Source organism: Anaerobacillus sp. (assembly GCF_046314235.1).
Classification (GTDB): Bacteria; Bacillota; Bacilli; order Bacillales; family Anaerobacillaceae; genus Anaerobacillus.
On sequence record NZ_JBKBWN010000014.1, the window covers coordinates 96,767 to 112,641 of the forward strand.

12 protein-coding genes are annotated in these 15,875 nt (G+C 39.2%); 8 read left to right on the plus strand and 4 right to left on the minus strand.

Translation table 11 applies throughout. The features are described from left to right. Nucleotides 1-81: 81 nt before the first annotated feature. The 5 genes from gap to eno all read left to right on the plus strand — a co-directional run bounded on the left by gap (nucleotide 82) and on the right by eno (nucleotide 6,242). Nucleotides 82-1,089: a type I glyceraldehyde-3-phosphate dehydrogenase gene (gene gap, locus ACK4M9_RS17645; protein ID WP_409853441.1), complete on the plus strand. Its 1,008-nt coding sequence runs from the start codon at nucleotides 82-84 to the stop codon at nucleotides 1,087-1,089. 162 nt (nucleotides 1,090-1,251) lie between these two features. Further along, nucleotides 1,252-2,436 carry a phosphoglycerate kinase gene (locus ACK4M9_RS17650; protein ID WP_409853444.1) on the plus strand — a complete coding sequence of 395 codons (1,185 nt, stop codon included), beginning with the start codon at nucleotides 1,252-1,254 and terminating at the stop codon, nucleotides 2,434-2,436. Nucleotides 2,437-2,553: 117 nt separating this feature from the next. Then, nucleotides 2,554-3,312: a triose-phosphate isomerase gene (gene tpiA, locus ACK4M9_RS17655; protein WP_409853447.1), complete on the plus strand. Its 759-nt coding sequence runs from the start codon at nucleotides 2,554-2,556 to the stop codon at nucleotides 3,310-3,312. Beyond that, entirely contained in the window at nucleotides 3,305-4,837 is a 1,533-nt protein-coding gene (gene gpmI, locus ACK4M9_RS17660) for a 2,3-bisphosphoglycerate-independent phosphoglycerate mutase (RefSeq protein ID WP_409853450.1), read from the plus strand. The genes tpiA and gpmI overlap by 8 nt, the downstream gene beginning before the upstream one ends. A 118-nt stretch (nucleotides 4,838-4,955) precedes the next feature. Next, nucleotides 4,956-6,242 carry a phosphopyruvate hydratase gene (eno, locus tag ACK4M9_RS17665; protein ID WP_409853453.1) on the plus strand — a complete coding sequence of 429 codons (1,287 nt, stop codon included), beginning with the start codon at nucleotides 4,956-4,958 and terminating at the stop codon, nucleotides 6,240-6,242. 467 nt (nucleotides 6,243-6,709) lie between these two features. Here the strand turns inward: eno and ACK4M9_RS17670 are convergent, their stop codons facing one another. The 3 genes from ACK4M9_RS17670 to ACK4M9_RS17680 form a co-directional block, all read right to left on the minus strand. After that, the gene (locus ACK4M9_RS17670; protein WP_409853456.1) at nucleotides 6,710-8,152 is read right to left on the minus strand and encodes a carbon starvation CstA family protein; all 1,443 of its coding nucleotides are present in this window, start codon (nucleotides 8,150-8,152) and stop codon (nucleotides 6,710-6,712) included. 135 nt (nucleotides 8,153-8,287) lie between these two features. Then, entirely contained in the window at nucleotides 8,288-9,022 is a 735-nt protein-coding gene (locus ACK4M9_RS17675) for a LytR/AlgR family response regulator transcription factor (RefSeq protein ID WP_409853459.1), read from the minus strand. Next, nucleotides 8,991-10,766: a LytS/YhcK type 5TM receptor domain-containing protein gene (locus tag ACK4M9_RS17680; RefSeq protein WP_409853461.1), complete on the minus strand. Its 1,776-nt coding sequence runs from the start codon at nucleotides 10,764-10,766 to the stop codon at nucleotides 8,991-8,993. Before ACK4M9_RS17680 ends, ACK4M9_RS17675 begins: the two co-directional genes overlap by 32 nt. A gap of 427 nt (nucleotides 10,767-11,193) precedes the next feature. On the opposite strand from ACK4M9_RS17680, the gene ACK4M9_RS17685 reads away from it, so the two are divergent. Next, nucleotides 11,194-13,587 carry a S8 family serine peptidase gene (locus ACK4M9_RS17685; RefSeq protein WP_409853463.1) on the plus strand — a complete coding sequence of 798 codons (2,394 nt, stop codon included), beginning with the start codon at nucleotides 11,194-11,196 and terminating at the stop codon, nucleotides 13,585-13,587. 187 nt (nucleotides 13,588-13,774) lie between these two features. Here the strand turns inward: ACK4M9_RS17685 and secG are convergent, their stop codons facing one another. Next, complete coding sequence (gene secG, locus ACK4M9_RS17690) at nucleotides 13,775-14,005, minus strand: preprotein translocase subunit SecG (RefSeq protein WP_409853465.1); 231 nt, start codon at nucleotides 14,003-14,005, stop codon at nucleotides 13,775-13,777. Nucleotides 14,006-14,195: 190 nt separating this feature from the next. Between secG and ACK4M9_RS17695 the strand changes: the two genes are divergently transcribed. Further along, complete coding sequence (locus ACK4M9_RS17695) at nucleotides 14,196-14,885, plus strand: alpha/beta hydrolase (protein ID WP_409853467.1); 690 nt, start codon at nucleotides 14,196-14,198, stop codon at nucleotides 14,883-14,885. A 15-nt stretch (nucleotides 14,886-14,900) separates the two neighbouring features. Continuing rightward, nucleotides 14,901-15,644 carry an alpha/beta hydrolase gene (locus tag ACK4M9_RS17700; protein WP_409853469.1) on the plus strand — a complete coding sequence of 248 codons (744 nt, stop codon included), beginning with the start codon at nucleotides 14,901-14,903 and terminating at the stop codon, nucleotides 15,642-15,644. Nucleotides 15,645-15,875 lie beyond the last annotated feature (231 nt).

Genomic DNA, 15,875 nt, shown 5'->3' on the forward strand with positions numbered 1-15,875 from the left:
TAGTAGAATTATATAGGTTATTTAAGGGGTTTACCCTTTATAATAAATAGTTTCAGCTTATTCTAAGGAGGAATATTAATTATGACAACTAAAGTAGGTATTAACGGATTTGGACGTATTGGACGCGTGGTATTCCGCGCAGCATTAAATAACCCTAACGTGGATGTAGTGGCAATTAACGATTTAACTGACGCTAAAATGCTAGCTCATCTTCTAAAGTACGATTCAGTTCACGGGACATTAGATGCGACTGTTGAAGCTGATGGTGAAAACCTAGTAGTAAACGGTAAAGTAATTAAAGTTACTGCTGAAAGAGATCCAGCTAAATTAGCATGGGGCGAGCAAGGTGTTGAAGTAGTTGTTGAATCTACTGGTTTCTTCACAAAGCGTTCTGACGCTGCAAAACATTTAGAAGCTGGCGCTAAGAAAGTAGTTATCTCTGCTCCTGCAACTGATGAAGATGTAACTGTAGTTATGGGTGTTAACGAAGACAAGTACGATGCTGCTAACCACCATGTAATCTCAAATGCTTCTTGTACTACTAACTGTTTAGCACCATTTGCAAAAGTAATTAACGATAACTTTGGACTACGTCGTGGAATGATGACAACAGTTCACTCTTATACAAATGACCAACAAATTCTTGACTTACCACATAAAGATTTCCGTCGTGCACGTGCGGCTGCAGAATCTATCATCCCTACTACAACTGGTGCTGCTAAAGCGGTAGCTCTTGTACTTCCTGAATTAAAAGGAAAATTAAACGGTGGTGCTTTACGTGTACCAACTCCAAACGTTTCTTTAGTTGACTTAGTTGCTGAGCTTGACAAAGAAGTTACAGTTGAAGAAGTAAATGCTGTTCTTAAAGAAGCTGCTGAAGGTCCATTAAAAGGTATTCTTGGTTACTCAGAAGAGCCATTAGTATCTCGTGATTACAATGGTAGCCCTGCGTCTTCTACAATCGATGCTCTTTCTACAATGGTTATGGAAGGTAACATGGTTAAACTTATCTCTTGGTATGACAATGAGTCTGGTTACTCTCACCGTGTTGTTGACCTTGTTGAATTCATCGCTAAAAAAGGTCTTTAATTTTTCAATAAATCCTAAAGGAATTTAATATTAATTCCTGAATAATAATAAGTTGGCAGAGAGGAGAAGGGAACGAGTTTCTCTCTCCTCTTTCCAATGTCACGTTGAATGATGAGTTACTACTAACTCTCAACTCAAACCTACATAATAGGAGGGTTCCACATGAACAAGAAATCTGTTCGCGATATTGATGTAAAAGGAAAACGAGTATTTTGCCGTGTTGATTTTAACGTACCGATGAGCAACAACGAAGTGAGTGATGACACGCGCATTCGTGCAGCTCTTCCAACAATCCAGTTCTTAATGGAGCAAGGTGCAAAAGTTATTTTAGCAAGTCACCTTGGCCGTCCAAAAGGTCAAGTAAACGAAGATATGCGTTTAAATGCTGTAGCTGTTCGTCTTGGTGAGTTACTTGGCAAATCTGTTGTGAAGACAGATGAAGCTTATGGCGAGGCAGTAGAGAACGCAATTTCAGCACTTAACGAAGGTGATGTTCTTTTACTTGAAAACGTTCGTTTTTACGCAGGAGAAGAAAAGAATGATCCAGAATTAGCAAAAGCGTTTGCTAATCTTGCAGATATTTATGTTAATGACGCTTTCGGTGCAGCTCACCGTGCCCATGCTTCAACAGCAGGGATCGCCGCGCACATTCCAGCCGTTTCCGGCCTTTTAATGGAAAAAGAATTAGAAGTGTTAGGAAAAGCGTTACTAGATCCTGATCGTCCTTTTACAGCAATTATCGGTGGAGCGAAAGTAAAAGACAAAATCGGTGTAATTGATAATCTACTGGAGAAAGTAGACAACCTAATCATTGGTGGTGGCTTAGCTTATACATTTGCAAAAGCGATGGGCCATGAGATTGGTAATTCTCTTCTAGAAGAGGACAAAATCGATCTTGCTAAGTCTTTTATTGAAAAGGCAAAAGAAAAAGGTGTTAACTTTTACATGCCTGAAGACGTTGTGATTGCGCAAGAATTCTCAAATGAGACTACGACGAAAACAGTTGACGTTGATCAAATTCCTAGCGACTGGATGGGTCTTGATATTGGTCCCAAAACAGTTGACACATATCGTAAAGTAATTCTTGAATCAAAGCTAGTCATTTGGAATGGACCGATGGGTGTGTTTGAAATGTCTTCGTTTGAAAATGGTACAAAATCGGTTGCAGTCGCTTTAGCTGATGCACAGAACACATACACAGTTATTGGTGGTGGCGACTCAGCTGCAGCGGTTGAGAAATTTGGCTTTGCTGAAAATATGGACCATATCTCAACAGGTGGCGGAGCTTCATTAGAATTTATGGAAGGTAAACAACTTCCAGGAGTTCTAGCTTTAAACGATAAATAGTAATAAGGTGCCTGGCACCTTAAAAGGTTGCTAAGTAATAGGAGGCAGTCCCCAACTAATAAGTGCCTGGCACAATTTAGAAGGTGAATGCCTCCCTAAGATGAAAGGGTGTTGAATGTGCGTAAACCAATCATTGCAGGAAACTGGAAGATGAATAAGACGATTGCTGAAGCAAAAACGTTCGTGCAAGAGGTAAAAGGTTTAGTACCTGCTAGCTCAAAAGTAGATTCAGTTGTTTGTGCGCCAGCGTTATTTTTAGATTGCCTAGTTGACAATTCAGCTGGTTCTGATTTGAAAATAGGAGCTCAAAACATGCACTTTGAAGAAAGTGGTGCGTTTACTGGTGAAATTAGCCCACTAGCGTTAAAAGATTTAGATGTTGCTTACGTGATCATCGGTCACTCTGAGCGTCGTGAAATGTTTGCAGAAACCGATGAAACAGTCAACAAAAAGACTCATGCTGCATTTAAGCATGGATTAGTTCCAATCGTTTGTTGTGGTGAAACTGATGAGCAACGTGAAGCGGGTCAAACGAATGATGTTGTTCGTGTTCAAATCGAAAATGGCTTAGCTGGTCTTACAGAAGAACAAGTGAAATCTGTCGTTATTGCTTATGAGCCAATTTGGGCGATCGGTACTGGAAAATCTTCTTCAGCGACTGAAGCGAATGAAACGTGTGCTTATATTCGTACAGTTCTTGCTGATATGTTTTCACAAGAAGCTGCTGATGCTGTTCGTATTCAATACGGCGGAAGCGTAAAGCCAGAAAACATCGCTGAGTATTTAGGTCAATCAGATATTGATGGAGCTCTTGTTGGCGGCGCAAGCCTTGACCATCAATCATTTTTACAGCTTTTGGAGGCAGGAAATGAGTAAGAAACCTGTAGCACTAATCATCTTAGACGGATTTGCTTTACGTGATGAAACAAAAGGTAATGCCGTTGCTCATGCAAAAAAGCCAAACTTTGATCGCTACTGGAATGAGTATCCACATGCACAATTAGCGGCTTCCGGTGAAGCAGTAGGATTACCAGATGGACAAATGGGCAATTCTGAAGTTGGACATTTAAATATTGGGGCTGGCCGTGTTGTTTATCAAAGTTTAACTCGCGTAAACAAATCAATCCGTGAGGGTGAGTTTTTTGAAAATGAAACATTTTTAAATGCCATCAATCATGTCAATGAAAAGAACAGCAGCCTTCATATTTATGGACTTTTATCTGATGGTGGCATACATAGCCACATTCAACATTTATTCGCTCTACTTGAGCTTGCTAACAAAAACAAAGTAGAACGTGTCTATGTTCATGGCTTTTTAGATGGAAGAGACGTTGGACCTACAAGTGCAGAGGAATATATTATTGCCCTTGAGGAGAAAATGAAACAGTTAGGAACAGGTAAGTTAGCATCGATTTCAGGACGTTATTATGCAATGGATCGCGACCAACGCTGGGAACGTGTTGAAAAAACATATCGTGCGATGGTTTATGGAGATGGTCTTAAGTATAAGAGTAGTGTTGAAGCACTACAAGATTCTTATAAAAATGAAATCCATGACGAGTTTGTATTACCATCAGTAATGACAAATGAAGATGGCTCACCTGTAGGGACGATTGAAGATAATGACGCAGTTATTTTCTTTAACTTCCGCCCAGACCGTGCAATTCAATTGTCTCAAGTTTTTACAAATAAAGATTTCCGTGGGTTCGAGCGTGGTGATAAACACCCGATTAACCTTCACTATGTATGTTTGACTCGTTTTAGTGAAAGTATTGATGGCTTTGTTGCGTTCAAACCAACAAACTTAGACAATACGCTTGGAGAAGTATTAAGCCAACAAGGTTATAAGCAACTTCGAATTGCTGAAACAGAAAAATATCCTCATGTAACGTTCTTCTTTAGTGGTGGACGTGAGGAAAAATTCCCTGGTGAAGAGCGTGTTTTAATCGACTCACCTAAGGTAGCAACATATGATTTAAAACCAGAAATGAGCGCATACGAAGTGACAGACGCACTTCTTAATGAAATTGCAGCTGACAAGCACGATGCGATTATTTTAAACTTTGCTAACCCTGATATGGTTGGACACTCTGGAATGCTTGAGCCTACGGTAAAAGCTATTGAAGCCGTCGATGAGTGCCTTGGTAAGGTTGTTGATGCAATTACGGCTAAAGGCGGTTATGCAATCATTACAGCTGACCACGGGAATGCCGATGAAGTTATCACATTACAAGATACACCGATGACAGCTCATACGACAAACCCAGTTCCAGTAATCGTTACGAAAAAAGGCGGAACACTTCGTCAAGATGGAATTTTAGCCGATCTATCACCAACAGTTCTTGCCCTATTAGGAGCGGAGCAACCAGAGGAAATGACAGGAAAATCTTTGTTAGTTTAGAGTGTAAATCTTGAGTTGGTCGCTCATTTCGTGAGCAATTAACGAGCGTTTACACCTTGATAAAAAATATTAAAGTTGAGATTACTCAATTTTACACAATAAAAAGGAGTGTTTTTAAATGACAATTATTACTGATGTTTATGCACGCGAAGTATTAGACTCTCGTGGAAATCCAACAATCGAAGTTGAAGTATATCTTGAAGGTGGCGCAATGGGACGAGCAATGGTACCAAGTGGTGCGTCTACTGGAGAGCATGAAGCAGTAGAATTACGTGACGGCGGCGACCGTTACATGGGTAAAGGTGTTTTAAAAGCAGTTGAAAATGTTAACGAAGAGATCGCACCTGAATTAGTTGGTTACGACGCTCTTGATCAAGTTGGTATTGACCAATTAATGATCGATCTTGATGGTACTCCAAACAAATCTAAACTAGGTGCTAACGCTATTCTTGGTGTTTCTATGGCTGTTGCTCGTGCTGCTGCTGACGCTTTAGACATTCCTTTATACGTGTACCTTGGTGGATTTAACGCAAAAACTTTACCAACACCAATGATGAACATCATTAACGGTGGTGAGCATGCTGACAACAACGTAGACATTCAAGAATTCATGGTTATGCCAATCGGTGCTGAAAAATTTGCTGACGCTCTACGTATGGGTGCAGAAATTTTCCACAACTTAAAAGCAGTTCTTAAGTCTAAAGGTTACAACACAGCTGTAGGTGACGAAGGTGGATTTGCTCCAAACTTATCATCTAACGAAGAAGCTCTTCAAACAATCATCGAAGCAATCGAAAAAGCTGGTTACAAGCCAGGTGAAGAAGTTGTTCTTGCAATGGACGTTGCTGCTTCTGAAATGTACGAAGATGGAAAGTACAACATGAAAGGTGAAGGCGTTGTAAAAACAGCTGAAGAAATGGTTGAGTACTATAGCCAATTAGTAGCTAAATACCCAATCGTATCGATTGAAGACGGCCTTGACGAAAACGACTGGGATGGCTGGAAGAAGCTTACTGAAGCATTAGGAGACAAAGTTCAATTAGTTGGTGACGATTTATTCGTAACAAACACTTCTAAGCTTTCTGAAGGTATTGAAAAAGGAATTGGTAACTCAATCCTTATCAAAGTTAACCAAATCGGTACATTAACTGAAACATTTGATGCAATCGAAATGGCAAAACGCGCTGGTTACACAGCAGTAATCTCTCACCGTTCTGGTGAAACAGAAGACAGCACAATTGCTGACATCGCTGTTGCAACAAACGCTGGACAAATCAAAACAGGTGCTCCATCACGTACAGACCGCGTTGCGAAGTACAACCAATTACTTCGTATCGAAGACGGCTTAGACTACATCGGTCAATACGCTGGTAAAAAAGCATTCTACAACCTAAAAAACATCTAATTATTGGTGCCAGGCATCAATAAAAGTGATAAACGGCTCCAAAGACAGTTTAAACAGTCTTTGGAGTCGTTTTTTTTGTCTTAATTTAGTGAAAGTGCTCATGTTATTATTCAAAAATGAGGCAATACTGTCTAAAAATGATAAAAGTTTATTGAAATACATCACTGTCGAAAAATGAAGAGAAACCATTCAAATATATCGATTTACTATCCAAACCTAACCATTTACTATCCGAAAATGAAGAGAAACTATCTAAAATACCGATTTACTATCCAAAATGAATACTTTACTAGCGAAACGCTATTTTAGTTGGATGGTGAAAGTAACTTTCATTGGTGCCTGGCACCAAAAAAGGCACCAAAAAAAATGAGCCTCAGATTAAATTCTGATGGCTCATTTTTATATTTTTAGTAAAACTGAGATGATATTACGACCCTAGGCCTAGCCTAGACTAGTTTCTCGTAATTTTAAGCTACTTTCTTCTCGTCAGCATCTAACTTAAAGTTCTCAAGCTGACGATTGAGCTTCAGTTTATAAGCAAATAATACAAGGACAATAACTGTTGCTACCGTAGCAGCTACATAAGATGTAGCCATTGGTAATCCAAAACCGATTGGTGCGTTAAAGATGAAGGTAAAGGCTACCATTGTCATAAAGGTTGCTGGTATAGTTGCCACCCAGTGCATTTTGTACTGAATAGCTAAGTACATGGCTCCAACAAATAAGGCGATCGCACTTATTGCAGCGTTTGTAACTCCAAAGTATCTCCAAAGAAGCGTGAAGTCCATTTTTGTTAAAGCAAACGAAATCGCGAATAAAGGTAATGCAATCCAAAGACGGTTAGTGATCTTAATTTGTCCTATATTAACATACTCAGCAATGATCATACGCGCAGAACGGAAGGCTGTGTCGCCTGATGTGATTGGAAGGACGATAACGCCAAGAACTGCTAATGTTCCACCGATTGCTCCTAACAAAGCAAATGATACTTCACTAACAACAAGGCCAGCACCACCAGATGCAATTAATGCGCTTAAGTCAGTTCCGTAGAATAGACTCATCGCAGCCGCTGCCCAAATCATCGCAATAATCGCTTCAACAATCATCATGCCGTAGAAAACTTTACGACCATTTTTTTCGTTTTGTAATGTTCTAGAGATAATAGGTGATTGCGTTGCATGGAAACCAGAAATCGCTCCACAAGCAATTGTAATCATTAAAATTGGGAAAATAGCTGCTCCTGCAGGGTGCATATTTTGTAATGTTAATTCAGGGATTGGAGCACCTGTAAATACAAGCATTCCACCAATTCCAATTGCACTAATTAATAGTAGTGCCCCTAAAACTGGATAAATGCGACCGATAATTTTGTCAACAGGAAGCATTGTAGCAAGAATATAGTATACAAAAATAATTGTCGTAATTACTCCTAATGCCATCCAACCATTCATCACGTTAAATAAAAGACCAGCTGGTGCGGTAACGAACACAGTACCAACAAGAAGTAAAAGGAGAACTGCAACGAAATTCACGACGTGCTTCATCGTTTTTCCTAAAAATTGACCTGCAAGCTGTGGTAAGTGGGCACCGTTATTTCTAATCGAAATCATACCCGTTAGGTAGTCATGAACAGCACCTGCAAAAATTGCACCTGCCACAATCCAAATGAAAGCGACTGGGCCATATAAAGCACCCATGATCGGTCCAAAAATTGGGCCTACACCTGCAATGTTCAATAACTGAATTAATGAGTTTCGGTTTGTTCCCATCGGAATGTAATCGACACCGTCTTTCATGCTGTAAGCTGGAGTTTGCCTGGCTTCTTTTACTCCAAAAATTTTCTCTATTAACTTTCCATACGTAAAATATCCAACAATTAATAGTGCGATAGATGCTAAAAATGTAATCATTTGAAGAACACCTCTTTCTATTTTTGGTTACGCTTTCATTATAGTGCTGATTGCGTATAGAAAGATAAAAACGTGTTCAACATGTAAAATTTAGCCATTAACATGTCTGTTTTAGCGGTTAACGTGCATCAATTTTTACAGCTCCAAACGCTCTCTTAGTGATTTTACGTAGTTTCTACTAACAGGAATTTCATCTCTTCGACCAGCGACCTTCAATTGGTAAGCGCCGTTAAACCATGGAATAAGCAGTTCAACTTTATCGAGATTGACAAGATAGCTTTTATGAGTTCGGAAAAATGGATAGCCTCGTAGCTTTTCTTCTAGATCCTTCATCGGTAACTTTGAGTAAAACTTACGATCAACCGTACAAATGATTGTTTCACGATCTTCTCGAAAAAGATACGTAATATCTGAAGGCGATAAATAAACGATCGACCGTTCATCCTCAACTGCTAGCTTTGCAATTGTTGGTTCTGGTTTTTCTACTACCTTATTCTTATTTAAACGTTCCTTGACGCGCTTCATCGTCTCGTCTAGCTCTTCCTCGTTAAAAGGCTTTAGCAAGTAGTCGAGCGCATCGACGCGAAAGGCCCTTGCCGCATAGTTTGGATAGGCGGTTGCAAAAATAATTAACGGTATCTTTCTCATACTTTTTAACGCTGCTGCCAAATCGAGTCCAGACATTTGTGACATCTCTATGTCAACAAAGATTACATCAGGTTCTTTTGTGATGATGACCTCCAACCCCTTCTCACCAGAGTCAGCCTCACCAATCACTTCAATGTCACTGTATCGCTCGAGTAAAAATTTTAGTTCGTCACGACTATAAGGTTCATCATCAATAACCACTGTACGGATTGGAACTTTCATCTTTTTTGCCTCCTTCTCTTACTGAAAAAGAAATAGTAGTTCCTTGATTTTCTTCGCTTTCTATAAGAAAATTCGTGTCGTCACCATACATCATATTTAAGCGCCGACGCGCATTATATAGTCCGATTCCTGTTCCTGTGGTCGATGCGACCTGCTCTTTCCCGAGTGTCTCAAGCCGAGACGGACCAACCCCAATCCCATTATCGGTGATGCTTATATGGACATGGTCAGCTTCCTTACTTACTTTAATTAAAATAAAATGATCGTTTCGCAGCTGTTTTAACCCATGCTTCATCGCATTTTCAACGATCGGCTGTAACGTCATCGGCGGAAGTTTTGTTGTTAGTGCATCTTCATCAATTTCGTATCGAACGGTTAACTTGTCTGAAAAACGCGCTTCTTCAATTTCTAAGTAAGCTTTCACATGCTTTAATTCCTCTTCCAGCGACGTTTCCGTTGCACTCGTTCCAGCTAAGTTTTGTCTAAAATAATGTGAGAGCGATATTAATAGTTTTCTTGCTTTCATAGGGTCAGTTCGAATTAGGGAAACAATTGTATTTAACGCATTAAATAGAAAGTGTGGGCTAACTTGTGCCTGTAGCGCTTTAATTTCCGCTTGTTTCGCAAGCTCCAAATGGCGGTCAACCTCGGATAACTCTAACTGGTGACTTAGTAATGTCGATAGCCCCTTACTCAATTCAATGATCATTGGCGATAATTCTTTTTCAGATTTAAGATAAAACTTTAATGTACCAATCGTTTCATCCTTAATTTTTAAAGGCGCAATAATCGCCACAGTGAAAGGGCACCTTTCACAGCTACAAATAATCTCGTCTTTTCTAGCAATGACAAGCTCGCCTTTCTTTAAGACACGTTTTGTGGCAACCGTTTGAATGTCTTCATTTTTTAAATAGTGTTCTTGACCTTCACCAACGAACGCGAGTACCTTTTCTTTATTGGTAATCGAAACGGCATCGACATCTATCTCTTTTAATAGAATCTGACAAGTCGGTAGCGTCGACTCTGCTGTTAGTCCTTTACGTAAAAATTGCAACGTTAAATCTGCTAGTTTCAAAGATTTTTGTGCTTGTAGCGAGCCGATTTTTTCCTCCTCGTGAAGAACATTTCTGATGATCATTATAAAGATTGCTGTTCCTAGTCCATTTGCAACAATCATCGGCACCCCGATACTTTGAACGAGTATCAAAGCTTGGTCAAAAGGCCTAGCGACAATCAAGATGACAACCATTTGCACTGCTTCGGCTAACATTCCGACAAATAAGGCTGTCTGTAGCGAAATGATCCGTTTATTTTTTTGATTACGATAAATATATCCAGCAATAAGACCAGCAATGATCGTCGACACACCACAAGCGAGCCCAGTGAAACCACCAAGGGTATATCGATGAACACCAGCGATTACACCTGCCCCTAAACCAACCTTCCAGCCTCCTAGTAAACCAGCGACTACAATTCCAATCACTCGCGAATTCGCAATCGCTTCATCCTTACCAAGTTCAATCACCCAACGCGAATACGTATGGGCCTCCGTATTCACAGTAACCCCTGTATAAGTTCCAATAATGCCAAAAAGCCCAAACAGCACGATTGCACTAATTTGTTGTCGCTTTGATAACTTCCTTTTATCTATTAAATGACGCACAAACTTTAAGCGCGTCATCAAAAATGCTACTGAAACAATAATTCCTAGACGCTCTAGCATCACCAATAATAATTCCAACATCTTCTAGCCACCCCCTGAAATCTATTTTATCGCAAATTGTTAAAAGATGGTCGATAAAAGTGTTTAAACTGTTCTCCTTTAAAATTGAAATTCCTTTTTTGTATCATTTTTATTAAAAAATAAAGCTAGTATTGAAGTAATAAAAGGTTCGAAAAAACAGGTGATTAGTCATAAAAAATAATGACTTCAATATAAGTAAAAAGTCCTACATATGAATGTCTAATTTAAAATATTAATAATAGATTAGTTAGAAATTTGTTGAAATCAGGCGAGAACATCCTACTATAGAATGGTTGTAATATTCAGAATATTGAAGTTATAATTAATAGTGGTTGTACTAAACTAATACATAGTTTATTAGGGGGTGTATAGCTACATAGTTTACAAGGTTACTACAATAAAAATTTACTACGAAAGGTTGGATTTGATGATCGGTAAAAAAATGGCACGTTCATTACTTATTTTATTAACATTCGCTCTAATATTATCTTCATTTAGCATGGGGGTATTTGCGAATGGAAGCAAAGGTAACCTTACTGCTACACCATTAGAAGTAGCAGAATTATTTGGAGAACATAACCTTAAATCTTCAGACCTTACGACTGTAATCGTTGAATTAAAAGCAGATTCTATTGTTGAAGCAAAAAATAAAGGAAAAAAACAAAGCAAAGCAAACTTAAAGAAAGAAAGAGACCAAGTAATCGGAGCGCTTAAAGGAAGCGCAGCAAAGGTTAAGAGAGAATACGACCATGTATTCTCAGGATTTGCAGTTGAGTTGCCTGCAAATCAAATCCCTCAACTATTATCAACACCAGGGGTAAAAGCTGTTTACCCTAACGTAACATATACAGTTGATGCATTAAATCTTCAACCAGTTGACTTTGATTCTGTACCAAACATGTTGGAAAGTGCTCCTTTCATTGGATCTGACCTTGCATGGGAAGCAGGCTATACTGGTAAAGGATTAACAGTTGCCATTATTGATACTGGAGTAGACTACACTCATCCTGATTTAGCTCACGCATTTGGTGACTATAAGGGGTATGACTTTGTAGATAACGATAACGATCCTCAAGAAGGACCTGGTCAATATCATGGTACACACGTAGCTGGAACAGTTGCGGCTAACGGTGGTATTAAAGGTGTTGCGCCTGAAGCGAGCCTATTAGCATACCGTGTGTTAGGTCCTAATGGTGGAACGACTGCTGATGTAGTTGCTGGGATCGAGCTAGCTGTTAAAGACGGTGCTGACATTATGAACCTATCTTTAGGTAATACGTTGAATAATCCAGACTGGGCTACTTCAATTGCTTTAGACTGGGCAATGGCTGAAGGTGTAGTTGCAGTTACTTCTAACGGAAACAGCGGTCCAAACAACTGGACAGTTGGCTCACCTGGTACATCTCGTGATGCAATTTCTGTTGGAGCTACACAATTACCTTACAATGTATTTACATCTACAATCTCTACTTCTGAAGGTTCAGAGTATCCTTCAGCAAAAGTAATGGGCTTCCCAAGTGAAGATGAATTACTTGCACTTAATGATGGTGAATACGAATTTGTTTATGTTGGCTTAGGTTATCCTGCAGATTTTGAAGGTAAAGATTTAACAGGTAAAATCGCCTTAATCTCTCGTGGTGAATTTGCTTTCGTTGATAAAGCGACGAACGCGAAAAATGCTGGAGCTGTTGGAGCGATCATCTTTAACAACGTTGCTGGAGAACATGCCGATGTTCCAGGAATGGCTGTACCAACAATTAAAACAACATTAGCAGACGGACAAAAGCTACTTGCTGAATTAGAAGCAGGAAACAACACTGTTTCATTCAACATTGAATTCGATAAAGCTGTCGGCGAAACAATGGCGGGCTTCTCTTCTAGAGGACCAGTTGCACTAACGTATATGATCAAACCAGATGTATCTGCTCCTGGTGTTAACATTGTAAGTACGTTCCCGGGCGAAACCTATGCGGCTCTTCAAGGAACAAGTATGTCAGCTCCACACGTAGCTGGTGCTGCAGCAGTAATTTTACAAGCGAACCCATCTTGGGGTCCAGATGAAGTGAAAGCAGCCTTAATGAATACGGCAGAAGATATGATTGATCCTGCAACTGGAAAAGTGTACCCACACAATTCGCAAGGTGCTGGAAGTATTCGTGTATTAGATGCTATTAACACTACTACTCTTGTAGTACCTGGAAGCCATTCTTTCGGTAAATTTGTAAAAGATAGTGGTAAGCAAGTAGAAAGACAAAGCTTTACGCTTAAGAACCTTTCAAACGAAAGAAAACGTTATAGCTTTGAAGTTGAATTTGCAGGGAAACCTGAAGGAATTAAGGTAATGACAAGTAATAACCTTAATGTACCTGCTAATAAAACACAAAATGTGAACTTTAATGTTCAAGTTGATACTTCAAAATTAACGCCTGGTTATTATGAAGCAACAATTAAAGTGAGCGATGGAAAAACAACAATTGATGTCCCAGCAATTCTTTTCGTAGGTGAGCCTGATTACCCACGTGTAACGGGAGCTTTCATGGGTAAAGAAGCTGAAGGATCATATTATGTTGGTTCTTACTTACCAGGTGGTGCTGAAGTGATTGAGTATGATCTTTATGAATTAACTGCAAGCGGAACAATTGGTGGTATGGTTGATACAATTGGAGCATTTGCCAATATTCCTGCTCCAATCCATGAATTTTCTTGGGACGGAACAGTACAAAATGGTATTGAGCTTCCAAATGGAGATTGGGTACTAGGTGTTTATGTTGAAAAAGCTGGAGTTACTGAATATAAAGCATATTTAGTTACTAAAAACTAAAGATTGAAAAAGCCAAGTCATTGTGACTTGGCTTTTTCAATTACATATCATTCACGATTTCCCAACTCTGAATGAAAAAATCTGCTCGCTGTTTGTTACCCAGTTTTTGTGTAAGAGGCTCAGTTAGTCAAGAACCAGACCGAAAATTAAAAAAACTCCCACCAAAGTGAGAGTTTTACATTACTTTTTATGCGAAATAAGCAACTAAAACAGCTAGTACGATAAATAATGTTGCTAATACAACTGTTGCTTTTTGAAATACTGCATCTATTCCACGAGCTTTTTGCTTACCAATTAATTGTTCTGCTCCACCTGAAATGGCGCCAGATAAACCAGCACTACGACCAGATTGTAATAAAACAACGGCAATAAGTAATATTGAAACGATGACTAATAATACGGTAAAGAAAGTATGCACTACATACACCTCCAACATAAGTTTCCATTATTCTAAATTTACCACAACCCAAGCTATTGTACAAGTGTATCAAAATGCCAATCCTCGAAAAAAATGAAACATAATCAATGACACGAGCGTATAACTAGAGTAAGATTGTAGTCACAAGTATTTCCAATATATTCTACACATCCATAATGGGGGATGAAAAATGATTGGTTGCTTATGTATTCACGGCTTTACTGGGGAAGCTAAAGAAGTAGAGCCACTTACAAACTATTTAAAACGAAAAAAAGGCTGGTTAGTCTATTCACCTACGCTGCCAGGCCACGGAAGTAAGGACGGTTTGAGGAAAGCGAATTTCAAGCATTGGTTATATGCTGCAGAAGTAGCTACTGAGGAGCTATTAAGTCGCTGTGAGAAAGTCTACATTATTGGGTTTTCGATGGGAGGAATGATCGCTTCCTACGTTGCCTCTAAATACCCAATTCATAAACTCGTCCTGTTGAGTGCCTCCGCATACTATTTAAACCCAAAACAAATTATTCAAGATATGAAGGGCTGGATCATTGAAGGCTGGCGAGGTGAGCTTGAGAATGACATTCTTTTTAAGCTCTATCGCAGAAAAATAACTGATACCCCTGTCAAAGCTACGATCGAATTTGCAAAAACAGTGTATATAACAAGACCAATTTTAAAAAAAGTAAAAGTACCGACTTTAATCGTTCAAGGCGAGTGTGACGGGCTTGTTCCTCCAAGAAAAAGTGCAGAGTACTTATATGAAATGATTAGCTCTAGTGAAAAACAATTATATTACTTTAAAAATTCCAAGCATTATATATGGCTAGGCGAAGAACGAGAAGATCTTTTAGAGATTATAAATCATTTTCTCGAAAATTAACGGAGGTTCTAATAAATGAAAGTTGCAGCACCAAAACCATTTTTATTTGAAGGCGGTAATCGTGCCGTTTTACTCCTTCATGGCTTTACAGGAAGCTCTGCAGATGTGCGAATGCTAGGGAGATTTTTGCAAAAGCAGGGTTATACATGCCATGCTCCCCAGTATAAGGGCCATGGCGTACCACCTGAAGAATTAGTTCATACAGGCCCCGAGGATTGGTGGCAGGATGTCGTTGCTGGCTATAACCACCTAAAAGAAAGAGGTCATGACGAAATTGCCGTTGCTGGCCTTTCGCTTGGAGGGGTATTTTCCTTAAAATTAGGTTACACTTTACCTGTAAAGGGAATAATCCCAATGTGTGCGCCAATGCACATTAAAAGTGAAGAAATCATGTATAAAGGTGTCCTCGCTTATGCAGAAGAATATAAAAAACGCGAACAAAAAACAGAGTCTGAAATTAAAGCCGAATTGGACGAGTTCAAAAAAACACCAATGACCACGTTAAAGGCCCTTCAAGGCCTCTTACAGGAAGTGCGCGACAACGTAGATATGATTTATACACCAACATTTGTCGTCCAAGCACGCCACGATGAGATGATCAATACTGAAAGTGCAACAATTATTCATGATGAAATTGAGTCAGATGAGAAACAATTGAAGTGGTATGAAAATTCCACACATGTGATTACACTCGGATCTGAAAAAGATCAACTCCATGAAGATGTTTACCAATTTCTCGAAACATTAGATTGGAAGTAGGGTGCTTCACGTCAGGTACCATACAAGTTAGGTGCAATGCCCAATGAAAGTTCACTTTCACCAACACGGATGTAAATATGATTGACACATAACATCCAATCGAAGAAAGTGAACTTTCTTGTAGATACTATTTACAGGATAGGCACCAAATTCAGAAGCATTTATTACAGGCTAATACCTGATGAAACAATAAAGTAAATCCCAAAAAGGAGGGAACAACCAACATGGATT

Coding starts and splice junctions, on each gene's coding strand:
- gap (WP_409853441.1), top strand. CDS start 82: ATGACAACTAAAGTAGGTATTAACGGATTTGGACGTATTGGACGCGTG.
- ACK4M9_RS17650 (WP_409853444.1), top strand. CDS start 1,252: ATGAACAAGAAATCTGTTCGCGATATTGATGTAAAAGGAAAACGAGTA.
- gpmI (WP_409853450.1), top strand. CDS start 3,305: ATGAGTAAGAAACCTGTAGCACTAATCATCTTAGACGGATTTGCTTTA.
- eno (WP_409853453.1), top strand. CDS start 4,956: ATGACAATTATTACTGATGTTTATGCACGCGAAGTATTAGACTCTCGT.
- ACK4M9_RS17670 (WP_409853456.1), bottom strand. CDS start 8,152: ATGATTACATTTTTAGCATCTATCGCACTATTAATTGTTGGATATTTT.
- ACK4M9_RS17675 (WP_409853459.1), bottom strand. CDS start 9,022: ATGAAAGTTCCAATCCGTACAGTGGTTATTGATGATGAACCTTATAGT.
- ACK4M9_RS17680 (WP_409853461.1), bottom strand. CDS start 10,766: ATGTTGGAATTATTATTGGTGATGCTAGAGCGTCTAGGAATTATTGTT.
- ACK4M9_RS17685 (WP_409853463.1), top strand. CDS start 11,194: ATGATCGGTAAAAAAATGGCACGTTCATTACTTATTTTATTAACATTC.
- ACK4M9_RS17695 (WP_409853467.1), top strand. CDS start 14,196: ATGATTGGTTGCTTATGTATTCACGGCTTTACTGGGGAAGCTAAAGAA.
- ACK4M9_RS17700 (WP_409853469.1), top strand. CDS start 14,901: ATGAAAGTTGCAGCACCAAAACCATTTTTATTTGAAGGCGGTAATCGT.